The sequence below is a fragment of the Nonomuraea sp. WAC 01424 genome, from assembly GCF_003947315.1.
Taxonomy (GTDB): domain Bacteria; phylum Actinomycetota; class Actinomycetes; order Streptosporangiales; family Streptosporangiaceae; genus Nonomuraea; species Nonomuraea spiralis.
The window spans coordinates 799,608-819,978 of sequence record NZ_QHHZ01000002.1 but is presented as its reverse complement, the minus strand read 5'-3'; the positions used below and the strand labels follow the sequence as shown (position 1 = coordinate 819,978).

The window sequence follows — 20,371 nt, the reverse complement described above, 5'->3', positions numbered from 1 at the left end:
GTCTCTAACATAGGCAAGCCTTACCGAAGTGAGCTATTTTAGGTGTGCCTAACCTAAAGGCGTCCCTTCCTGCTCGCTTGAGAGGCTTGTCCCCGGATGTATGTATGCATTTGTCGTGCTGTGACCGAGAACGAGGTCCACGACTGCATCGCCTCCGGGGCGAAGAGTGCGAAGCAGATTCGCGACACCACTGGTGCCGGTGGTGACTGTGCCCGTTGTGTACGGAAGATCTGTGCGATCCTGAAGCAGTCTGAAGAACTGACGACCGCATAGCCGCACCGCAACGAGGGGCCCGTTCATGCAGGGCGACAAGCAGATCATCGAACTGCTCAACGAACAGCTGACCGCCGAGCTCACGGCGATCAACCAGTACTTCCTGCACGCGAAGATGCAGGAGAACTGGGGATACACCAAGCTCGCCAAGCACACGCGCGACGAGTCCATCGACGAGATGCGCCACGCCGAACGGCTGACCGACCGCATCCTCTTCCTCGAAGGGCTGCCCAACTACCAGCGTCTCGGCACGCTGCACATCGGCCAGACCGTCGAGGAGCAGCTCAAGGCCGACCTTGAGGTGGAGCTGTCGGTGGTCGAGCGCCTCCGGCCGGCGATCCAGCTCATGAGGGAGAAGGGCGACATCACCTCCGCCCGCATCTTCGAGGACATCCTCGAGGACGAGGAGGAGCACATCGACTACCTCGAAACCGAGCTCGGCCTCATCCGCAGCCTGGGCGAGCAGCTCTACCTCGCCCGCTACGCCGAGCCGCGATCGATCGACGACTGAGATCGAGCCTTCCGGCCCCGCCGCCCCTCCGGGCGGCGGGGCCGTCCGCTGTATAGGCTGCCACGCATGACGGAGGCGGCTCAGGCGAAGCGCGAGCAGATCGTCGCCGCCGCGCTCGGCGTGTTCGGCCGCTACGGCTACCGCCGCACCTCGATGGACCTCATCGCCCAGGCCGCCCGCATGTCCAGGCCGGCCCTCTACCTGGTCTTCAAGGGCAAGGAGGACGTCTTCAGGGCGGTCGGCCGCAGGCTGGTCCACGACGCCCTGGCCGCCGCCGAGAGCGCCAGGCGCTCCGGCGCGTCGCCGGCCGACCGGCTCTACGGCGTGCTCGCGGTCAAGATCGACCTGTTCGGCGGCACGGTCGAGGGCGGGTTCCGGTCGGAGCTGCTGGCCGATGCCGCGGTGGTGGCCGAGGACGTGCGGGCGGCGTTCGAGGAGGGCTTCCGGGACGTCGTCGAGCGGACGCTCAACGACTGCGCCCGCGAGCTGGCCCTGCTCGGCGTCGCGCTCCCGCCGCGCGACGCCGCCGACCTGCTGGTCGCGGCGACGGAGGGCATCGCGGGGGCGAAGGCGGAGCCGGCCGTCCTGCGCACACGCCTGCGCCAGCTCGTCGAGCTGGTCGTACGCGGGCTCAGCGGGAGCGCCTGACGGATACTGGGGGAGGCGAGCCCCGTACACCTGTGAGGGAGTGGTCTCCATGCTCTATCTCTTCGGCTTCGAGCGCATCGGCGTGGCCGTCAGCGACCTGTACTTCGTCGACCCCGACCCCGGAGAGAACCAGGAGGGCGCCGAGCACGGCGTGCGCCTGGAGATCCGCAGGCTCGCGCCGGGCGAACTCAAGGGCTCCATCTACTCGGCCCGTCCCATCGTCGTCGACCAGCTCATCTGGCGGGTCGACCTGCTGGAGTCGGTCGAGGGACGGCCGGGGAGCTTCGACCGTACGCACCATCACCCGGGCTCCAGCGGCTGGGAGCCCGACCGGCGGGTGTTCGACGAAGAGCTGTCGGCCGAGCCGCTGAAGTGGCTGGGGGAGCGGCTGGCCGATCTCGACGGCGTGTTGCGGCAGTCGGGGGTCGATCCGGCGGAGGCGGGCCCCGGCGACGCGGCGGGCCTGCGCGAGGCCGCCCCCGAGATCGTCGACACGGTCGGCCGCCTGCTCGGCCGCGTACACGCCGGCGAGCTGGGCACCGCCCCCGCCACCGGCCCGGCCACCTCCGTCCGGGCGAGCTGGCTCTGACCCGCCAGCCGTAATTCTGGGGAGAATGTCGAATTCGCGGCATCCCGGCGCGCGGAGCGGGGTATCACGCTCCGGGCGCCGGGCGTGGAACGTGTCCGTGTCCGCGGTGCCGGGCATGCGCGACGTCTTCGGAAAGCCTGGAGCGCCTTGTGATTTCCCCTCGATAATCGCGGTAATTTAATCACGACTAACCCTTATTTAGCTTCGTTTGCCCAGGTCAATGGATAGGTCAACGACGAGTCAAACCGCGCGCTGTGCCCGGGAAACGATCGCCTAAGGACCTACGATCGCTTCATGACCTGCGTACTTCTCGCCGAGGATGACACCTCGATCTCCGAGCCACTCGCGCGTGCGCTACGCCGCGAGGGCTATCAGGTAGAGGTGAGCCCCGACGGCCCGCAGGCCCTGGAGAGGGCCCTGTCGGGCGGCATCGACCTCATCGTTCTCGATCTCGGGCTGCCAGAGATGGACGGTCTCGAGGTCGCGCGCCGGATCCGTGCCGAGGGGCACGGCACTCCGGTGCTCATACTCACGGCCCGCGTGGACGAGGTCGACACGGTCGTCGGGCTCGACGCCGGCGCCGACGACTACGTGACCAAGCCGTTCCGGCTGGCCGAGCTGCTGGCCCGCGTGCGCGCGCTGTTGCGGCGCGGCACCTCGGAGACCCCGGTCGTGCAGGGGGTCCGCATCGACGCCGACTCCCGCCGCGCCTGGATGGGGGAGAAGGAGCTGCATCTGACTACCAAGGAGTTCGACCTGCTGCGGGTGCTGGTCCGCGACGCCGGCAAGGTCGTCACCCGCGAACAGATCATGCGGGAGGTGTGGGACACCAACTGGTGGGGTTCGACCAAGACCCTCGACATGCACATCTCCTGGTTGCGCCGCAAACTCGGCGACGACGCCGCCAAGCCCCGTTACATCACCACCGTCCGGGGAGTCGGCTTCCGGTTCGAACGCGAGTAGGCGCATGCGCCGCCGACTGCTCTCCTCCACTCTGGTCGTCGCGGTCATCGCGGTCCTGTTGCTGGGGGTCCCCCTGGGCGTCGTGGTGAGCCGCCTGATCGTCGACGAGGCGGCTCAGGAGCTCGGGGCGGAAGCCAAGCGTCTCGTGGGCGAGGTCGAGTACGCCCGCGTCCAGGAGACCCCGCTCGACCCCCAGCAACTGGAGCAGAAGTACCCGGGCAGGTACATACAGATCTGGGAACGCGGAACCCCTCTCAGGGTGACCGTCGTCGGCACAGCACCGGCGTCGGGTCACCTCATGACCGAGGACGCACAGACCAACACCGGCGTCTATGTCCGCATAAGTCGCGACAGAGACCAGGTTGAGCGGGACGTACGGGCCCGGCTGCTGCTGATCGTGGCCCTGGCCGTCGCGGCGCTCGCGGTGGCCGTGAGCCTGGCCGTCGTGCAGTCGCGCAGGTTGACGCTGCCCCTGCAGGACCTGGCCAAGATCGCCGAAAGGCTGGGGTCGGGTGACGCGCGGCCGAGCAAGCACCGCTACGGCATCCCCGAGCTGGACCGGGTGGCACAGGTGCTCGACCGCAGCGCCACGCGCATCTCCGACCTGCTCACCCGCGAACGCGAGTTCGCGACCGACGCCTCCCATCAACTCCGTACACCCCTGACCGGCCTGACCATGCGCCTGGAGGAGATCGTCGCGGCCTCCGACGAGCCCGAGGTCGTCCGCGAGGAGGGCGAGGCGGCCATCGTCCAGGCCGAGCGCCTGACCGCGGTGATCGACGAGCTGCTGGCCGCCGCCCGTCGCCAGCGTCACGCGCAGGCCGAGCCCGTCGCCATCGACGAGGTGCTGGTCCAGCAGGTCACCGAGTGGGAGCCGGTCTTCCGCGAGGCGGGCCGCACACTGCACCTCGACGGCACCCGCGGTCTGAAGGCGATGGCCACCACCGGCGGCTTCGGCCAGGTCATCGCCTCGCTGCTGGAGAACTCCCTGCGCCACGGCGGCGGCACGGTCACCGTCACCAGCACCAGCGGCGACAACTACATCGTGATCGAGGTCGCCGACGAGGGGCCGGGCATCGCCGACGAGATCGCACCCAAGATCTTCGAACGGAACGTCAGCGGCGGCGGCGGCACCGGCCTCGGGCTCACCCTCGCCCGCGCGCTGGCCCAGGCCGCCGGCGGGCGCCTGGAGCTGGTACGGCGCCGGCCGGCCACATTCGCCGTCTTCCTGCGCCCGGCCGAGGAGGACAGCAGGAACCGCGTGGTCAGCGGTCCTGCGTGACCTCGGGCAACTCGACCGGGATCGGCTCGGTGGCCTCCAGGAACACCCACTTCTTGTACGACCAGTAGCGGAACAGGGTGCCGAGCCCGACGCCGGCGAAGTTGGCGATGTTGAGGCTCAGGCCGTCGTGCAGGTGGAGGGTGTACTTGGTGAAGCCGATCACCAGCAGGCCGAACAGCAGGGCGATGCCGTTGAGCAGGAAGAACAGGAAGTATTCGCGGCCGAGGCCGGTCTGCTCGCGGTGGCGGAAGGTCCAGAAGCGGTTGCCCGCGTAGGCGAAGGTCGCCGAGAGCGTGGTGGCGACGACCTTGGAGGTGAGTGGGCCCCACTCGAAACCGAGCAGGAAGAGGTTGTAGATACCCGTGTCAAGGAAGAAGGCGAGGGCCCCGATGCTCCCGAACTTGGCCAGCTCGTGAACCAGGGACTCGAACCGCTGGTAGAGGCGCTTGGCAAACTCCACGTCCCCGTTCGGTCCTTTCCCTCGTCGAGCCTGACCGTCTCAGCGTACCGGCGAAGTCGTACGGACGGTGTCAGGGGGCCTAACATGCCGCGCAAAGACCACTTCTAGAAATATCGCCTCATGAGCGGCATTTATGAAAGAGGGGCATTACGCTGCCGTTCAGATCGCGGGCCCGCCCGCGATTCCGGACCCGCCGCTCCAGACGGCCGACCGTCCGCGATCCCGGACCCGCCGCTGTGGACGGCGCCGGCCCGTGATGTCGGACCACAGCCGCTTCGGACGGCCGCCCTCCCGGGAGCCGCCTGTGCCGCTTCGCTGGTTGACGAGACTGCTCGCGTCGGTGCCGGTCCTGCTCGTGGCGGGTTGCGGGACGGCCGGCGGGGTCCCGGTGCCCAGGGAGGATCGCACGTCTGCTCCGGCGGTCGCGCCACGGGTCGATCCGGCGACGGCCGAGCAGGCGTTCTCGCTGCTCCGGCAGCTCGACGGGGCCTGGAAGCGGCGGGACTGCGCCGCCGTACGGGACCTGACCACATGGGCGGAACGGACGCTGGGCGGCCGTGCCTGCGAGGCGACCGGGAACGGCCGTCCGGCCCGCCCCGCCGACCCCGTCTACCTGCTGCCGGACGAAGGCGACTGGTTCGCCGCGCTGGCCCGCGAGCCCTCGCCCGCGTACTACCTGTTCTTCCTGGAGGACGGCCGCTGGCGGCTCGGCGCGGGCCCGGTCCCCGTGCCTGGCGAGCCCGTGCGGAAGGCGGGTGACGCGCCGTCGTCGCTGGTCAGGCAGGCCCGGCTGGTGCCACAGCGGCACCTCACGTACCTCACGGACCCCGCCGGGGTGGCGGGCGTCCGCTTCCCGCCCGGCGATCCGCTGCGCGCGCTGCTCAAGGACGTGACCGGACGCCGCGCGGACGTGGAGCTGTACGGCACCCGCACCCTCGCCGTCCCGGTGGAGGCCGGGTCCGTCCTGGTCTTCGACGCCCTGCGCCTTACGTACAAGGGTGGGCGTACGGACCTGGTGGAGATGGCCACCCTCGTCGGCGCCGGCAACAAGCTCAGGACGCTAGGCCTGCGCCGGGCGCGCGCGAGCTGACGGCGGGGTGCGTGCTTGTCCCGGGGCGTGAGTTGACAACGGCGGGGCAGTCGTTCCGTCCCGGTAAGCTCACCTCACGTGAGTTCCTACAGTCCCATCGGGCCGGTCGTCGGCGTGGTCGGCGCCGGCCAGCTCGCCCGGATGACGCAGCCGCCGGCCATCGCGCTCGGGGTCGAGCTGAGGGTGCTGGCCGCCGCCCCCGGCGAGAGCGCCGCACGAGTGATCGTCGACACCCAGGTCGGTGATTACCGCGACCTCGCCGACCTGCGCGCGCTCGCCCAGGGCTGCGACGCGATCACGTTCGACCACGAGCATGTCCCGACCGAGCACATCAGGGCGCTGATCGCCGACGGCCACTCGGTGCACCCGGGCGCCGACGCGCTCGTGCACGCCCAGGACAAGGCGGTCATGCGCGAGCGCCTGACCGCGATCGGCGCGCCCTGCCCCGCCTGGGCGCGGGTCTCGTCCGCCGAGGACGTCTCGGCGTTCGCGGCCGAGCACGGCTGGCCCGTCGTGCTGAAGTCGGTGCGCGGCGGCTACGACGGGCGCGGCGTGTGGGTCTGCCGTACGCCCGAAGAGGTGGCCGAGGCGTTCGCGACCGGCGTCGAGCTGATGGCCGAGGCGTTCGTGCCGTTCGAACGGGAGCTCGCGGTGCTGGTGGCCCGCTCGCCCCACGGGCAGGGCGTCAGCTACCCGGTCGTCGAGACCGTCCAGCAGGACGGCATCTGCGTCGAGGTGCTCGCCCCCGCCCCCGGCATGGACCCCGAGGACGCCGCCGTCGCCCAGCGCATCGGCCTGAAGATCGCCCACGAGCTGGGCGTGACCGGGCTGCTGGCGGTGGAGCTGTTCCAGACCGCCGACGGTCTCGTCGTGAACGAGCTGGCCATGCGCCCCCACAACAGCGGCCACTGGACGATCGAGGGCGCGACCACGTCCCAGTTCGAGCAGCACCTGCGGGCCGTGCTCGACCTGCCGCTCGGCTCGCCGTCGATGACCGCCCCCGTCGTCGTCATGGCCAACCTGCTGGGCGGCGACGACCCCGACCTGTTCAAGCGTTACGAGCACGTGCTGGCCCACGACCCCGGCATCAAGCTGCACTTCTACGGCAAGGAAGTGCGTCCGGGCCGCAAGATCGGGCACGTCACGGCCTTGGGCACGGACCTGGACAAGGTCCGCGCCCGCGCCCGTCACGCCGCCGTCTACCTCATGACCGGGGAGTACACGTGAGCCGGCGAGGCGGACACGCCATCTCGACCATTGCTCAGCCGGTGAAGGAGGCGAAGTGAAGATCGGGATCGTCATGGGGTCCGACTCCGACTGGCCCGTGATGAAGGCCGCGGCCGAGGCGGTGGCGGAGTTCGGGGTGCCCTTCGAGGCGGACGTCGTCTCGGCCCACCGCATGCCGGTCGAGATGATCGAGTACGGGCGGCAGGCGGCCTCCCGCGGCATTTCCGTGATCATCGCCGGGGCCGGCGGGGCGGCCCACCTGCCGGGCATGCTGGCCTCGGTGACGCCGCTGCCCGTGATCGGGGTGCCGGTGCCGCTGAAGTACCTCGACGGGATGGACTCCCTGTTGTCGATCGTCCAGATGCCCGCCGGGGTGCCGGTGGCCACGGTCGCCGTCGGCGGGGCGCGCAACGCGGGGCTCCTGGCCGTACGCATCCTGGGGGTGTCCGACGCCGGGCTGCGGGAGCGTATGGAGGAGTTCCAGGTGCGGCTCAAGGAGCAGGCCCACGCCAAGGGCGAGAAGCTACGCGCAGAGGCCGCAGAGCTCTGAGGTGAGCCGCGGGGGCCGCCGCAGGAGCTCTGAGCTGCGGGAAGGTCGTCAGGGCTTTGGGGGCGGGCACGTCCTCGGAGCCCTGAGCAGGCCCCTGAGCGCTTCAAGCAGGGCCGGGCACCCAGGAGGTCTCCGGGCGCCCGGCGGCGAGCCGTGGCATGCCTCACGGGCGGCTGAGCGCCCGCGAGGATCCATGGCGGGACGCCCCGCGCCGGGCTTGGGCGCTGCTGAGGACCACTGGCGGAGCGCCCGGTGACGAGCCGTGGCGGTGCCTACGGCCGGCCGGGCGCCCGATGACGGGTCGCCGGTGGGAACGTGGGTGTCCCGGTGTCCCAGCGACGGGATGTCGCTGGGCTCTTGGGCGTTCTGGCTTGCGGGTGCCCAGGGGGCGGGTCGGCGATGGGCTTATGGGCGGCCGAGGGCGCGGTAGTGCCAGCCGGCCGAACGCCACACCTCGGAGTTGAGCGCGTTGCGGCCGTCGACGATGCGCCGGGTCGCGACCACCGCGCCCAGTTCCTCCGGATCGAGTTCCAGGAACTCCTGCCACTCGGTCAGCAGCAACACCACATGCGCCCCGCGGACCGCCTCGACGGCCGACTCGCCGTAGTTCAGCTCCGGGTGAGCCTTACGAGCGTTGTCGAGCGCGATCGGGTCGTAGACGGTGACCTGTCCGCCCTGGTGGCCGATCGTCACGGCGACGTCCAGAGCGGGTGAGTCGCGGATGTCGTCCGAGTTCGGCTTGAAGGCCGCGCCCAGCACGCCGACCGTGCACCCGTGGAAGGACCCGCCCGCCAGCTCCCTGGCCAGGTCGACCATACGGGCACGGCGGCGCATGTTGATCGCGTCGACCTCGCGCAGGAACGTCAGCGCCTGGTCGGCCCCCAGCTCGCCGGCCCGCGCCATGAAGGCCCTGATGTCCTTGGGCAGGCAGCCGCCGCCGAAGCCGAGCCCGGCGTTGAGGAAGCGCCCGCCGATGCGGTCGTCGTACGAAAGCGCCTCGGAGAGCTGCTTGACGTCGGCGTGCGAGGCCTCGCAGACCTCGGCCATGGCGTTGATGAAGGAGATCTTGGTGGCGAGGAAGGCGTTCGCCGCCGTCTTGACCAGCTCCGAAGTCGCGAAGTCGGTCACCACGAACGGGACGTCGCCGAGCGGCTCGTACACCTCGCGCAGCACCTTCTCGGCCCGATCGGAGCGCACGCCGAGCACGATGCGGTCGGGGTGGAGGGTGTCCTCGACCGCGAAGCCCTCGCGCAGGAACTCCGGGTTCCACGCCAGCTCGACGCCGACACCCGCCGGAGCCAGGCGGGCGAGCTTGTCGGCCAGCCGCTCGGCGGTGCCGACAGGTACGGTCGACTTGCCCACGACCAGGCACTCGCGGTCGAGAAGCGGTGCGAGCGACTCGACGGCGTTGTCCATGTACGTCACGTCGGCGGCGTACTCGCCCTTCTTCTGGGGCGTGCCGACGCAGACGAAGTGCACGTCGCCGAAGGCGGCGACCTCTTCGTACGAGCTGGTGAAGCGAAGGCGTCCGGAGTCGAGCCCACGGCGGAGCACGGGTTCCAGCCCGGGCTCGTGGATGGGGAGCTCACCGTTGTTCAGCCGGCGGATCTTGTCCGCGTCAATGTCGAGGCCCAGGACTTCGAATCCGAGATCCGCCATGCAGGACGCATGCGTGATGCCCAGGTATCCGGTCCCGATCACCGTGAGGCGATATGGCACGAGCGAGCTCCTTTCGATCGCCAGGCATGCTACCGGCCCTCGCTACCTCCTTCGTGCCACCCGCTCCTGTTCGCAAACCGTACTAGCTGGTAACAAAGTGCTCGGACGTCCTAGTATCTGATGCATGAGCTTCCCTCTCTATGCGCCCGCCGAAGAGCACGACATGCTCAGGGAGACGGTTCGCGCCCTGGCCGACGAGAAGATCGCCCCGCAGGCCGCGGCGGCCGACGAGTCCGAAGAGTTCCCCTGGGACGTCTACAAGTCCCTCGTCGCGGCCGACCTGCACGCCGTACACGTCCCCGAGGAGTACGAGGGCGCCGGCGCGGACGCGCTGGCCACGGTGATCGTCATCGAGGAGGTCGCGCGGGCCTGGGCGTCGTCCTCGCTCATCCCCGCGGTCAACAAGCTGGGCACCGTCCCCCTCCTGCTCTCGGCCTCCGAGGAGCTCAAGCAGCGTTACCTCGCGCCGGTGGCGAGGGGCGAGGCCATGTTCTCGTACGCGCTGTCGGAGCCGGAGGCGGGCTCCGACGCCGCCGCGATGAAGACCCGCGCGGTCCTCGACGGCGACCACTACGTGCTCAACGGCACCAAGATGTGGATCACGAACGCCGGCGTGTCCGAGTACTACACCCTGATGGCCGTGACGGACCCGTCCGCGGGCGCCCGGGGCATCTCCGCCTTCGTCGTGGAGAAGTCCGACGAAGGGGTGTCCTTCGGCCCGAAGGAGAAGAAGCTCGGCATCAAGGCCTCGCCGACCCGCCAGGTCATCCTGGAGAACGTACGCATCCCCGCGTCCCGCATGATCGGCGAGCCCGGCACCGGCTTCAAGACGGCCCTCGCCACCCTCGACCACACCCGCATCACCATCGCCGCCCAGGCGCTGGGCATCGCCCAAGGCGCCCTCGACTACGCGATCGGCTACGTCAAGGAACGCAAGCAGTTCGGCCGCGCGATCGCCGACTTCCAGGGCCTGCAGTTCATGATCGCCGACATGGCCATGAAGCTGGAGGCGGCCAGGCAGCTGACGTACCACGCCGCCGCCAAGTCCGAACTGGCGATGCACGGCCGTCCGCAGAAGGACCTGACGTTCCTGTCGAGCGCCGCCAAGTGCGCCGCCTCCGACGCGGCGATGGAGATCACCACGGACGCGGTGCAACTCCTGGGCGGCTACGGCTACACGAAGGACTTCCCGGTGGAACGCATGATGCGCGACGCCAAGATCACCCAGATCTACGAGGGCACCAACCAGATCCAGCGCATGGTGATGGCCCGCCAGCTGTTGAAGTAGGTATTGACGTGCGGAAACCCGGCGCTACCTGTGAGGTGGGCCGGGTCCGTCGGAGCGCTGGATGATCTTCGATTTCGGTCTGTTCCGTGATCTTTACAGGGCGGTCCAGGGCTGCCAGGATCACGCGGCATGGACGTCGATGACTTCTGGGACCTGATCGAGCGTTCTGGACGCGAGACCGACACAAGGAGAGCACGTGTCTCGTGGTTGGTGGACGAACTCTCTCGCCGCCCTGTCGAAGAGATCATTGACTACCACATCTGGTGGACGACCACTCAGAATCGCGGCTGCACTATCGATCTGTATGCGGCGTACTGGTTCGTGTTCCGCATGGGTTCGCTGGACGGCTTCGAGTACTTCGTGAACTGGCTTGTCAGCCTGGGACGTGAGACGTTCGAGGCTGTCACTGACTGCCCTGATCGGCTGATCGAGTTGCCTCAGGTCCTCCACCTGCTGGAGCTGGAGAAGCCGTCTGCCGACTCTGCCAAGCACCGGCTACAGGATCCGGAGCAGATGAGGGAGGAGCAACCTGAGTTCGATCCACTGGGCTACGTGGCCTACCACGCCTACGAGCAGGTGACCGGGCAGGATCCGGACGGGCTCGGCGAAGCCGCGGATGCTCGCGGCGTTTCGGGCGGATTCCCCCTGGTTCCGGCGCTCGGCAATGTTCCCCACGGAGAGCAGTGGGACTTCGACGATGAGCAGGAAATGGCTCGCAGGCTTCCGCGGATAGCCCGCTACCGGGATCAGTGACGATCCCTCTCCGCTGATGTGGCGGCCGCTTACGGGCGGAAGAAACGCTCGTCAATCGCTCTCCGGGCGCGGTCGTGAGAGCCGGGCATCATGTGGGCGTAGACGCGGAGGGTGAAGCCTGGGTCGGCGTGGCCCAGGTACTCGGCGAGTTCCTTGACCGAAACGCCGCCGGCCAGCATGACGCTCGCGTAGTAGTGCCGGAGTTGGTGCAGCCCTTCCTTGCGGGAGGTGACGTAGCGGCTTCGTTTGCGCGGGTCCTTGTCCGGTGCCGGGATCACGCCCGCGGTCACCAGAGCGGGCTTCCAGACGGTTTCGCTGTAGCTTCTGGCCCTGATGAAGCGGTCGTCCGTCCAGCGAAACAGCAGGTTGTGCGTGCGGAGTCTGCCATCCGGCTTTTCCCAGGGCAGAGAGCAGGCCAGCGGGGGATAGGCGGAGACGTGCCGCTTGATGGCCTCCGCAGCCCGGCCGGGCATCGGTACGACCCGCTCACGGTCGTTCTTCGGCAGAGCGAAGACGTGGTGCGATCCCAGCTTCTTGATCTGCCGACGTACGCGAACAAGACACTCCTCGAAGTCGATGTCTTCAAGGGCCAGGCCGAACAGCTCACCCTGCCGCAGTCCGCACGCGGCCCCCAGCATTGGGAGCAGGCGGAAGAGGGCGGGGTGAGCGTCGATCAGGGCGTAGACCCGTTCGTCCGACCATGCCGTGATCGCTTCGGTGGTGCGCTTCGGTACCTGGACGATCGGCGACTTCGCGGGACTTCGCTTGATCGCCTCGTCGGCGACGGCCAGGTCGAGGATGCCCTGGAGGACCAGGAAGGCCGTCTGTACGGTCGAGGTCTCGAAGCGACTGCTCAGGTCACTGATCCACGCCTGGATCTGGGATGGCTTGATGCTCTTCACCTGGCGTTTGGCGTAGGTCGGTGCGACGTGGAGGCGGTGGATGTACTCGTATCGGATCTTGGTCGAGGGGTCCACGATGCGGGAGGCGAGCCAGCGTTCGGCGAGATCGCCGAAGAGCACCTTGCCGGCGTTCGGATCGATGTAGTCGCCGCGGGCGATGTCGGCGCCCATGGTGGCGATCTTGCGCTCGGCGTCGGCCTTGCGGTCGTAGGCGGTCGAGCACTCTTTGCCGTCGGGGTCTAGCCAGACGGCGAGCCAGCGCTTGCCTTTGCCGTACCGAGTGGTCTTGACCTTCCGCGGCTTGCCGTCCTGGTCTCGGATTGTCTTGGTCCACAGGTCCTTGACGAAGGCCATGGGCTACTCCTGGTCCTGGACCCAGGACATGACGTCCTCGGGCACGTAGCGCAGGTGACGGCCGATCCTGTGGCCTCTGGGGCCCGTGCGGTGGTATCGCCATTGGTAGAGCGTGGCCACCGGAACACCGAGGAAGGTGGCTACGTCCTCCACGGTCCAGAGCCTGGCGAGAGTGCTCATAGGCACCCTCCGGTGATGGCGGCGGCCAAGAGTTGATCGCCGAGGGAGTGGCCCTTACCCGCGCCACTCCCATTCGCTGATCACGAGGACGGTGTCCTCGTCGAAGAGGGGGAGGCGGCCGGTGGTGATGTCGGTGTCGCGGGCGTGGTGTTCGCGGTCGGCGCGGATGTCGCCGAGGGTGGTGGAGTAGTGGCGGGAGCGGGTGGAGAAGTCAGGGATCACCTGAATCCACGAGGGAAGCAATCAGACCCAGCGCGTGGTGATGGCCCGCCAGCTCCTCAAGTGATCGGCCGAGCCCTCGCCTGCTTTGAGGGTGCAGGCGAGGGGGCATCGTGGTGCCGGTCGGTGTCGCGGGGCAGGGGGAGCGGTTTCCTGGTCGCCGCGTACGCCGGAGGTGGCTCAGCGTTTGAGCAGCCCGTGTATGGCGGCGGTGGCCGCTATCCACAGCCCTGCGCATGCCCCCGCGGCCTTCACGCCGAAGATGACGGCTTCGGTGACCGTGTCCCCGTTGCCTACGGCGAGCAAGGAGCAGGCGACGGCGATCAGGAGCGAGAACAGGGTGCCTACGACGGCCCACCAGATGAGGTTCGCCTTGCTCACGCCTCGCTCTCCTCTTGGGGGACGGCCCAGGCTGTACCGCTTTTGGGCGCTGTGTGGATGTGCATGGGAGTACGAGTAGCAGAGCGTGAGACGTGGGCGCCCAACCTTGATCAATCCCGGATCTGATCCAGTTCTCTGCGGATCGGTGAGGCTTGATCCCGGATGTTGCCGGATGCATCCGGAAGCCCCTGAACGATGAGACCAAGTCGGTGTATGTCGTGCATGCTGTTGCGAACCACCACGAGGCTGGCCTGTGGGACCATGGGGTACTTCTCGGGCTCAAGGCTGGAGTGCGCCTTCCTCCGCCCTGCGCCTCAACCCCCTCTCCCGCCCGGAACGGGCATGCGATCCTGAACAGGTTGGATCATGAATGGAGTCAGCGCCGCCGGTAGCCGTCTAGCGTTGCTCGCGACGCGGATGCGAACGCTTTACTACGTCGAAGCGGGCCAGCCGTCGTATCAAATCCTCTCCAGGGAGGCGGAACGTGTCATAGCCGAAGCCGACGAAGAGGACAGCAACTGGCTCAGACATCTTCCGCGGGCCACCGCCTGTGACCTGATCAGCGGGAAGTCCAAGCGGACACCCGACTGGTTGCTCGTACGCACGCTGGTGGTCGTGTGCCACCGCATCGCCACCAAGTCGAACCTCGACATCGCGCCCCAGGAAGCCCTTCTGAGGGAGTTCGGGCAGCTTTGGCGGGCCGCCAAGGCGGATGAGGAGCAGGGGCTGGACGCGTACGTCGCGCTGCACGGTCGCGATGGGGATGTGGCGGGTGGTCGGGTCGGCGGTGATGTGCTGGATCCTGCACCTGGAGAAGGGGCTTCGCCCGGGACCACGCCCTCGGAGGGGCGCATGCCCGGCAACTGGGGGCGGCTCGGGAGCCGGCGGCTCAAGCTCGCCGAAGAGGGTGACGCGCAAGCCGCGTACGAGATGGCCGTGTTGCTGGCCTGCGAGGCCGTCGCCCTGGAGAGCGGGGGCGGTGATCCCGAGGAGGTGACGTACTGGCGGGACATGGCATCCGTCTGGAAGGGGCGGGCCATGGGCAAGGTTCCCGACGCCGCCGTGCTGCGGCTTCAGGGGCTTCAGCTGGTCAAGGCGGCCTACGCGTTGGCCATCACGTACAAGAAGGCGGGCAGGGCCGGGTCGAAGGACTTCTTCATCGCCGCCATGCAGGCCGAGAGCTCGGTGGGGGGCCTGAACCAGATGCGGGTCGCCGCTGACGATGTCGCCCTGGTCGATCCGCGTGACGAGGCGTGGTTGTAGCGGGGAAGCGTGGGCTTCAGGACAGTGAGGTCCGCTGGTGGGTCGCGCCGCCGTAGGCTGAAGCCGTTCGTGAGGGACGGGAGACTGAGGTGGCCGGGACGAGCGTGGGCGGGACGAGCGTGAGCGGGACGGGCGGGGCCGGGGTGAGTGTGGCTGAGGTTCTGGCTGAGCTGGCCGAGCTGGAGGACCCCCGGGCGCGTGAGGTGAACGAGAGACACGGTGACGATCACGGTGTGAACCTCGGCAAGCTGCGTGCGCTGGCGAAACGGCTGAAGACGCAGCAGGAGCTCGCGGGCCGGCTCTGGGCGACGGGTGACACGGCGGCGCGGCTGCTGGCCCTCCTGATCTGCCGGCCGAAGGCGTTCGGACGTGACGAACTGGACGCGATGGTGCGCGAGGCGCGTACGCCCAAGGTGCACGACTGGCTCGTGAACTACGTGGTGAAGAAGAGCCCGTACGCCGAAGAGCTGCGCCTGGCCTGGTTCGCCGATCCGGACCCGGTGGTCGCGAGCGCCGGTTGGGCGCTGACCACCGAACGCGTGACGAAGAGGCCCGAGGGGCTCGACCTCGCCGGACTGCTCGACGTCATCGAGTCGCGGATGAAGGACGCCCCCGACCGCCTGCAGTGGGCGATGAACCACTGCCTGGCCCAGATCGGGATCGACCACTCGGGGCAGCGGGCCCGGGCGATCGACATCGGTGAGCGCCTGGAGGTGCTCAAGGACTATCCGACGTCCCCGGGCTGCACGTCTCCGTACGCGCCTGTCTGGATCAACGAGATGGTCCGCCGCCAGGGGTGAGGGCTCGCGCCGCGACCGCGCGGAAGCCCGGTGCGCGGGTTCCTCAACGAGGTGCGCGGGCTTCTCATCAAGATGTCTCTCATCGAGCGGGGTGACGGGGGAGGGGTTTGGTCATCACGCGGCATCCGCGGGGGTCGAGGGCGGCGAGCTTCTCGGCGTCCTGGAAGCCGTGGCGGGTGTAGAGCGCGATGGCCATGGTGTTGTCGGGCCTGACGGACAGCCGGACGGTCTCGGCGTGCCGCTGCGCGGCCCACCGTTCGACCTCCCTGATCAGGTGGTCGCCGACGCCACGGCCGCGGGCCGCGGGGCTGACCCACATGGACGCCAGTTCGACGCTGTTCGCCCCCTCGACCGGTACGCCGCTGACCATGCCGGACGGGTGCCCGTCGAGGAAGGCGATGACGTTGTGCGAGCCGCGCATCGTCAGGCGCGCCCGCCAGCGTTCCTCGCGGTCGCCGTCGCCCTGCCAGTCGGCCAGTGTCGAGCCGAAGGCGGGGCCCGATTCGGCGAGCGCCGCGAGTCGTAGCTCGCGCCAGAGCGGCCAGTCGTCCGGCTCCAGGATGCGCAGTTCGACCATGCCCTCGACCTTGCCCGCCGCTTCGGCTGAGGGCAATGGAATTACGTTTCCCGACGCTCGCGGGACGCCTTTTCGTCGTTTTCCCGGCTCCAGATCTGCCTGGCGCGTGGGAGGTCCCTGATCGTGCCGCCTTCCGGGATCATGCCCCAGAGAAAGGGGATCAGGTAAGCGGGCGGGCCGCCCAGGAGGCCGGTCAGTTCGTCCTCGGTGAGGTCGAGGGTGAAGAGGGGGCCGGGGCGGGAAGGCCTCCAGCCGCTTTCGAGCGCCCGGCGGACGCACGCGGCCACGAGGAGGGGACGGACCGCGATGGTCCGGCTGCCCCACTGGTTGTCCGGCCGGGCGCAGGGGAGAGACACGACGAGAACGCACCCCGGATCCTCGGCCCGCTCGACGACGAAGGTGAGCGGGCTCGGTCCGTCGCCGCCGCGGCGGCTGGGCCGGTGACCGACGCGCCAGCGGAAGGCGGTGCCGTCGACGGTGATGGGCCTGGAGCCTTTCCTGGGTATCGCCATGGGCGCCTCCGAATTCCGCCTCCGGAGGAGGGCGGCGAGAAAAGTCATGCGGACGGTCGTCAATCATAACCGTTGTTCCGGGTTGCCGACGTCATAAAAGGCGGAGGGCAATTCTCGGAGGATGCCGGTAAAAGGCGTAAGGAATGTCCGAGGGGTGCGGGTAATGCGTTTCCGAATATGTGCCCGGTAAGCGGTGGCGGGGAATGTGTGACTGTGCGGACCGGTGCGGGATCGCCGACCGGTCCTGGGGTGTCGCCGTCCCGTACGGTTGCGGGGGCGTGCCTGGCCGGGAGCGGGGTCAGCCGCTGGTGTCCTCCGGCGGGGTGTCGGGCTTCTGGGAGTTCAGCCAGGTGTGCAGGGCGGAGGTACCGGTGATCCAGAGTGCCGCGAAGCCGCCGGAGGCCGTCGCACCCGCCATGATGGCGCCGGCGACGGTGCTGCCGTTCCCGGTGGCGAGCAGGCCGGCGACGACACCGACGAGCAGCGCGAGCAGGACGGCGCTGACCGCCGACCAGATGAGGGTTGCCTTGCTCATTCGTGTCCCCTTGACGTACGGGCTTGGTTCATGACGTAGGAGTACCAGCGGGGTTCGGGCATGCGTCCGCGTAACTGATCTTTCCGGCCATGATCGCGCTTTCCTCGGACGTATTCGGACGGTCTCGGATGGATTCGGCCGTGTGGGGCTGAAGGGGCAGATGTGTGTGTTGTGCATGGCGCCGCTACAAGCCCGACTTATGGCACTATGGCTACTTATCTCAACGCGATGAGATGGTGGCGCGCGTCTATCTTCTCGTACGCCACTTCCACTCTTAAACCGGACAACGGTGTCCGAACCGGGGCGGCTCATGAAGGTTGTCGATCAAGGTGAAGATCACCTTGCTCTGCTCGTGACACGTCTGAACAGACTGCGTGAAATCGAATGCGGAAACCCGTCGCTCAAACGGATCGAAAAAGTCGCGCTCGCCCTTTCGGAGGATGACCCGGAACGGAAGAGATGGTGCCGGCCGTTGCCGAAGTCGACCGTGGCCGACCTGCTGAACGGCAGGTCGCAGAAGGTGCCGGACTTTCTGCTGATGCGGACCATCGTCGAGGTGTGCCAGGTGATCGCCGTGAAGTCCGGCATGCCCATCGAATCCGTGGAGGAGCTGACCGCCGAGTTCACCATCCTGTGGCAGGCGGCCAAGGCCGAGGAGGGGGAGGCGGCGAGGCGCCGGAACAGGTCGTCGGCCGCGGCCCGGACCGGCGGGGACGTCCTGGAGCCCGTACCGGGTGAGCAGTCCTCGTGGCGGCCGTCGGCCATGGACCAGCGGGTGCCCCTGCACTGGGGGCGGCTGGGCAAGTTCCGGCTGCGGCTGGCGGAGAACGGGGACGCCAGGGCCGCCCACGAGCTGGCCGTGCTGCTCGCCTGTGAGGCGTGCGGTGCGGGGGAGAAGGAGGCCGGGCACTGGGGGCGGCTGGCCACGTACTGGAACAACCGGGCGCTCGGTGCGGTGCCGGAGGCGGCCGGGTTCCAGTTGCGTGGGCGCCGGCTGGTGGTGCTGGCCAGGGCGCTGGCCGAGGAGTACGCGCGGGCCGGCAAGCCCAGCTCGACGTACTTCTGGAAGGCGGTGCGCCAGGCGGAGGCATCGGTACGGAAGGTGGAGGCACGACGGGAGGCCGAGGCCCGACAGGAGGCTGAGGTCGGCTGAACGCGAGCGCTGAACGCGAGCGCCGAACGATATGGTCGAGCCGGTGCCTGCTCATGGGCGGCGGCCGTGGCCCGGCATTCCTACGCCCCGGCGGGTCGTGGCCGCGACCGTGCGCGACCTCCACGGGGAATCGAGCGACTCGACCCGGTTCGGCTGATCTTCACTGCCAGTTCACCTGTTTGTCAGACGGCGCCAATTCGTCCAGATAACGTCGGTTTTCGAGCTGATCGCTAGACGAAGACAGGTAGTGCACCATGCGCAAGACGATGGCCCTCGCAGTGGCCGCCACCGCCACCCTCGCCCTGTTCACCGCCCCCGCCGCCGCCAGACCCGTGGAGCTCCCGGCCGACGTCGACGGAGGCGCCTGGTCGGAGGGGCACGTCCAGGGCATCGCCATCGACCGCCGCCAGGGTTACATGTATTTCTCCTTCACCAACGTCCTGGTCAAGACCGACCTTCAGGGCAACCCGGTCGGCTCGGTGACCGGCTTCACGGGCCACCTGGGCGACCTCGACTTCAACACCAAGGACGGCCGCGTGTACGGCTCCCTTGAGTACAAGGAGCAGGAGTCCTTCTACATCGCCATCTTCGACGTGGACCGCATCACCAGCATGGGCATGGACGCCCAGACCAGCGACGTCGTGAGCACGGTCTACCTCAAGGAGGTCGTCGCCGACTACACCGCCGACATGAACGGCGACGGGAAGTTCGACGGCAACGTGGGCAACACCCCCGACCACCGCTACGGCTGCAGCGGCATCGACGGTGTGGCGTTCGGCCCCGAGTTCGGCAAGGAGCACGGCAAGCAGAAGCTCACCGTCGCGTACGGCGTCTACTCCAACACCGCCCGGAAGGACAACGACCACCAGGTCCTCCTGCAGTACGACGTCCAGCAGTGGCGCAAGTACGAGCGCCCGCTCACCGAGACCGCCCCGCACAAGAGCGGCCCCGAGCGGGTGGACGGCAAGTTCTTCGCCTACACCGGCAACACCACGTACGGCGTGCAGAACCTGGAGTACGACGAGTACACCCGCAACTGGATGATGGCCGTCTACAAGGGCGTCAAGCCGGGCTTCCCCAACTACTCCTTCTTCATGGTCCGTGCCGCCGACCGGCCGGTGACCGGCGACCTGGCCGGCCAGCCCACCCCCGAGCAGGGCGAACTGCTCACCCTCGCCCCCGGCGGCCTCCAGGATGCCGCCACCGGCGTGCGTGGCTGGCAGTTCACCGGCGAGTACGGCCTGATCTCCCTCGGCGACGGCCGCTACTACGCCGCCAAGGCGGGCAAGGTCACGGAGAACGGCGTCACCAAGAACACCGGCCGCGCCCAGCTCTACCGCTGGACCGGCCAGACCCCGACCCCCTTCGAGCAGGTGAGCTGACCCGAAGAGGGCTACTTGGCCAGGACGCGCACGTTCCCGTACGTGCTGCGGACCAGGATCGTCCTGTTGCTGCTCTTCGTGCTCTCGATGTCGGAGTGCGAGCTGCCGTCCGCGCTCTTGACCGTGACCTGGTAGGACTCCTTCGGGACGCGGGCCGTCACGCCGCCCTCGCGGGACTTGAGGTCGAGGGTCGTGGGCGGCGCGGCGAAGGCCAGGGAGATGGAGCCGTCCAGGGTGCGTCCCCGCACGCTGGGCGACTTCAGCCCGTCGCCCTCGATCCCGCCGGAGTCGCTCAGCAGGCGCAACTTGCCCGAGGCGTTCTTGACCTGGATGCGGTCGCCGCTGGAGACGTCCACGTCCTGGGTGAGGCCGTCCAGGATGACGCCGTCGGGCGAGTCGATCACCAGTCGCACCCCGGACGGCACCTTGATGTGGTAGCGGGCGCCGCAGTCGCCGAAGACGAGGGTGCATTCGGCGCTGAGCCGCAGCACGCCGTCGCGCAACGACCAACTGGGACTGGCCGAGGCCTTGCCCCGCGTCCAGCGTTCCACCTCGACGGCCGGGCTGGTGCCGGGGAGCACCCGCAGCCCGCCCAGCGAGGACGTGATCTTCAGTTGGTTCCCGGTGAACGGGAACGTCTGGACGGCGGGCACCTCTTCCGTGTCGAAGCGCACGCTGCAGCCGGCGATCGCCAAGAATGCCGCGAGTATCACGAATAGCCTCATGGAAACGATCGTGGCGGCGCGACGGCGGAGGCCCA

25 protein-coding genes are annotated in these 20,371 nt (G+C 68.6%); 15 read left to right on the top strand and 10 right to left on the bottom strand.

The annotated features are described in order from the left end of the window. Positions 1-96: 96 nt before the first annotated feature. From DMB42_RS09115 to DMB42_RS09090, 6 genes are all read left to right on the top strand, one after another. Positions 97-273, top strand: coding sequence for a bacterioferritin-associated ferredoxin (locus DMB42_RS09115; protein WP_125632481.1), 177 nt, complete (start codon positions 97-99; stop codon positions 271-273). A 25-nt stretch (positions 274-298) separates the two neighbouring features. After that, positions 299-784, top strand: a complete 486-nt coding sequence (gene bfr, locus DMB42_RS09110; protein WP_125632479.1) for a bacterioferritin — start codon at positions 299-301, stop codon at positions 782-784. A gap of 66 nt (positions 785-850) precedes the next feature. Further along, complete coding sequence (locus tag DMB42_RS09105; protein ID WP_125632477.1) at positions 851-1,432, top strand: TetR/AcrR family transcriptional regulator; 582 nt, start codon at positions 851-853, stop codon at positions 1,430-1,432. A 49-nt stretch (positions 1,433-1,481) separates the two neighbouring features. Continuing rightward, on the top strand, positions 1,482-2,021 hold the full coding sequence (locus DMB42_RS09100; RefSeq protein WP_125632475.1) for a hypothetical protein: 540 nt from the start codon (positions 1,482-1,484) through the stop codon (positions 2,019-2,021). 294 nt (positions 2,022-2,315) lie between these two features. Continuing rightward, entirely contained in the window at positions 2,316-2,984 is a 669-nt protein-coding gene (locus DMB42_RS09095; RefSeq protein WP_043620820.1) for a response regulator transcription factor, read from the top strand. 4 nt (positions 2,985-2,988) lie between these two features. Beyond that, entirely contained in the window at positions 2,989-4,266 is a 1,278-nt protein-coding gene (locus DMB42_RS09090) for an ATP-binding protein (protein ID WP_125632473.1), read from the top strand. Here DMB42_RS09090 and DMB42_RS09085 read toward each other — a convergent pair. Then, entirely contained in the window at positions 4,250-4,726 is a 477-nt protein-coding gene (locus DMB42_RS09085; protein WP_125632471.1) for a GtrA family protein, read from the bottom strand. The two genes, DMB42_RS09090 and DMB42_RS09085, sit on opposite strands and share 17 nt — an antisense overlap. 319 nt (positions 4,727-5,045) lie before the next feature. On the opposite strand from DMB42_RS09085, the gene DMB42_RS09080 reads away from it, so the two are divergent. From DMB42_RS09080 to purE, 3 genes are all read left to right on the top strand, one after another. Next, entirely contained in the window at positions 5,046-5,816 is a 771-nt protein-coding gene (locus tag DMB42_RS09080) for a hypothetical protein (RefSeq protein WP_125632469.1), read from the top strand. Positions 5,817-5,894: 78 nt separating this feature from the next. Then, the gene (locus DMB42_RS09075) at positions 5,895-7,043 is read left to right on the top strand and encodes a 5-(carboxyamino)imidazole ribonucleotide synthase (protein WP_125632467.1); all 1,149 of its coding nucleotides are present in this window, start codon (positions 5,895-5,897) and stop codon (positions 7,041-7,043) included. A gap of 55 nt (positions 7,044-7,098) precedes the next feature. Beyond that, on the top strand, positions 7,099-7,593 hold the full coding sequence (gene purE, locus DMB42_RS09070; RefSeq protein ID WP_260477575.1) for a 5-(carboxyamino)imidazole ribonucleotide mutase: 495 nt from the start codon (positions 7,099-7,101) through the stop codon (positions 7,591-7,593). 405 nt (positions 7,594-7,998) lie between these two features. Here the strand turns inward: purE and DMB42_RS09065 are convergent, their stop codons facing one another. Then, a complete protein-coding gene (locus DMB42_RS09065; RefSeq protein ID WP_125632465.1) occupies positions 7,999-9,312 on the bottom strand; it encodes a UDP-glucose/GDP-mannose dehydrogenase family protein in 1,314 nt (437 codons plus the stop codon). Positions 9,313-9,436: 124 nt separating this feature from the next. Here DMB42_RS09065 and DMB42_RS09060 point away from each other — a divergent pair, with 124 nt between their 5' ends. Beyond that, positions 9,437-10,600, top strand: a complete 1,164-nt coding sequence (locus tag DMB42_RS09060) for an acyl-CoA dehydrogenase family protein (protein WP_125632463.1) — start codon at positions 9,437-9,439, stop codon at positions 10,598-10,600. Positions 10,601-10,729: 129 nt separating this feature from the next. Next, positions 10,730-11,353 carry a DUF4240 domain-containing protein gene (locus DMB42_RS09055; protein ID WP_125632461.1) on the top strand — a complete coding sequence of 208 codons (624 nt, stop codon included), beginning with the start codon at positions 10,730-10,732 and terminating at the stop codon, positions 11,351-11,353. 29 nt (positions 11,354-11,382) lie between these two features. Here DMB42_RS09055 and DMB42_RS09050 read toward each other — a convergent pair whose 3' ends face one another. From DMB42_RS09050 to DMB42_RS09040, 4 genes are all read right to left on the bottom strand, one after another. Continuing rightward, the gene (locus tag DMB42_RS09050) at positions 11,383-12,609 is read right to left on the bottom strand and encodes a site-specific integrase (RefSeq protein ID WP_125632459.1); all 1,227 of its coding nucleotides are present in this window, start codon (positions 12,607-12,609) and stop codon (positions 11,383-11,385) included. Positions 12,610-12,612: 3 nt separating this feature from the next. Beyond that, on the bottom strand, positions 12,613-12,789 hold the full coding sequence (locus tag DMB42_RS09045) for an AlpA family transcriptional regulator (RefSeq protein WP_125632457.1): 177 nt from the start codon (positions 12,787-12,789) through the stop codon (positions 12,613-12,615). A gap of 54 nt (positions 12,790-12,843) precedes the next feature. Beyond that, on the bottom strand, positions 12,844-13,011 hold the full coding sequence (locus tag DMB42_RS53055) for a replication initiator (protein WP_185844534.1): 168 nt from the start codon (positions 13,009-13,011) through the stop codon (positions 12,844-12,846). Positions 13,012-13,188: 177 nt separating this feature from the next. Next, on the bottom strand, positions 13,189-13,389 hold the full coding sequence (locus DMB42_RS09040) for a hypothetical protein (RefSeq protein WP_125632455.1): 201 nt from the start codon (positions 13,387-13,389) through the stop codon (positions 13,189-13,191). Between the two features lie 366 nt (positions 13,390-13,755). Here DMB42_RS09040 and DMB42_RS09035 point away from each other — a divergent pair, with 366 nt between their 5' ends. Next, entirely contained in the window at positions 13,756-14,652 is an 897-nt protein-coding gene (locus tag DMB42_RS09035) for a hypothetical protein (RefSeq protein ID WP_125632453.1), read from the top strand. A gap of 149 nt (positions 14,653-14,801) precedes the next feature. Beyond that, positions 14,802-15,452, top strand: coding sequence for a DNA alkylation repair protein (locus DMB42_RS09030; protein ID WP_396981563.1), 651 nt, complete (start codon positions 14,802-14,804; stop codon positions 15,450-15,452). Positions 15,453-15,531: 79 nt separating this feature from the next. On the opposite strand, the gene DMB42_RS09025 is transcribed toward DMB42_RS09030, so the two are convergent. From DMB42_RS09025 to DMB42_RS09015, 3 genes are all read right to left on the bottom strand, one after another. Next, entirely contained in the window at positions 15,532-16,065 is a 534-nt protein-coding gene (locus DMB42_RS09025; protein ID WP_260477574.1) for an N-acetyltransferase, read from the bottom strand. A gap of 5 nt (positions 16,066-16,070) precedes the next feature. Next, entirely contained in the window at positions 16,071-16,589 is a 519-nt protein-coding gene (locus tag DMB42_RS54145) for a hypothetical protein (RefSeq protein WP_221762054.1), read from the bottom strand. A gap of 250 nt (positions 16,590-16,839) precedes the next feature. After that, on the bottom strand, positions 16,840-17,076 hold the full coding sequence (locus DMB42_RS09015) for a hypothetical protein (protein WP_125632451.1): 237 nt from the start codon (positions 17,074-17,076) through the stop codon (positions 16,840-16,842). Between the two features lie 472 nt (positions 17,077-17,548). On the opposite strand from DMB42_RS09015, the gene DMB42_RS09010 reads away from it, so the two are divergent. Next, positions 17,549-18,229: a hypothetical protein gene (locus tag DMB42_RS09010; protein WP_125632450.1), complete on the top strand. Its 681-nt coding sequence runs from the start codon at positions 17,549-17,551 to the stop codon at positions 18,227-18,229. Between the two features lie 254 nt (positions 18,230-18,483). Further along, the gene (locus DMB42_RS09005) at positions 18,484-19,611 is read left to right on the top strand and encodes a hypothetical protein (RefSeq protein WP_125632448.1); all 1,128 of its coding nucleotides are present in this window, start codon (positions 18,484-18,486) and stop codon (positions 19,609-19,611) included. An 11-nt stretch (positions 19,612-19,622) separates the two neighbouring features. Here DMB42_RS09005 and DMB42_RS09000 read toward each other — a convergent pair whose 3' ends face one another. Beyond that, positions 19,623-20,336: a DUF4097 family beta strand repeat-containing protein gene (locus DMB42_RS09000; protein WP_125632447.1), complete on the bottom strand. Its 714-nt coding sequence runs from the start codon at positions 20,334-20,336 to the stop codon at positions 19,623-19,625. Positions 20,337-20,371 lie beyond the last annotated feature (35 nt).

Coding starts and splice junctions, on each gene's coding strand:
- DMB42_RS09115 (WP_125632481.1), top strand. CDS start 97: ATGTATGTATGCATTTGTCGTGCTGTGACCGAGAACGAGGTCCACGAC.
- bfr (WP_125632479.1), top strand. CDS start 299: ATGCAGGGCGACAAGCAGATCATCGAACTGCTCAACGAACAGCTGACC.
- DMB42_RS09105 (WP_125632477.1), top strand. CDS start 851: ATGACGGAGGCGGCTCAGGCGAAGCGCGAGCAGATCGTCGCCGCCGCG.
- DMB42_RS09100 (WP_125632475.1), top strand. CDS start 1,482: ATGCTCTATCTCTTCGGCTTCGAGCGCATCGGCGTGGCCGTCAGCGAC.
- DMB42_RS09095 (WP_043620820.1), top strand. CDS start 2,316: ATGACCTGCGTACTTCTCGCCGAGGATGACACCTCGATCTCCGAGCCA.
- DMB42_RS09090 (WP_125632473.1), top strand. CDS start 2,989: ATGCGCCGCCGACTGCTCTCCTCCACTCTGGTCGTCGCGGTCATCGCG.
- DMB42_RS09060 (WP_125632463.1), top strand. CDS start 9,437: ATGAGCTTCCCTCTCTATGCGCCCGCCGAAGAGCACGACATGCTCAGG.
- DMB42_RS09055 (WP_125632461.1), top strand. CDS start 10,730: ATGGACGTCGATGACTTCTGGGACCTGATCGAGCGTTCTGGACGCGAG.
- DMB42_RS09050 (WP_125632459.1), bottom strand. CDS start 12,609: ATGGCCTTCGTCAAGGACCTGTGGACCAAGACAATCCGAGACCAGGAC.
- DMB42_RS09045 (WP_125632457.1), bottom strand. CDS start 12,789: ATGAGCACTCTCGCCAGGCTCTGGACCGTGGAGGACGTAGCCACCTTC.
- DMB42_RS09035 (WP_125632453.1), top strand. CDS start 13,756: ATGAATGGAGTCAGCGCCGCCGGTAGCCGTCTAGCGTTGCTCGCGACG.
- DMB42_RS54145 (WP_221762054.1), bottom strand. CDS start 16,589: ATGACTTTTCTCGCCGCCCTCCTCCGGAGGCGGAATTCGGAGGCGCCC.
- DMB42_RS09015 (WP_125632451.1), bottom strand. CDS start 17,076: ATGAGCAAGGCAACCCTCATCTGGTCGGCGGTCAGCGCCGTCCTGCTC.
- DMB42_RS09005 (WP_125632448.1), top strand. CDS start 18,484: ATGCGCAAGACGATGGCCCTCGCAGTGGCCGCCACCGCCACCCTCGCC.
- DMB42_RS09000 (WP_125632447.1), bottom strand. CDS start 20,336: ATGAGGCTATTCGTGATACTCGCGGCATTCTTGGCGATCGCCGGCTGC.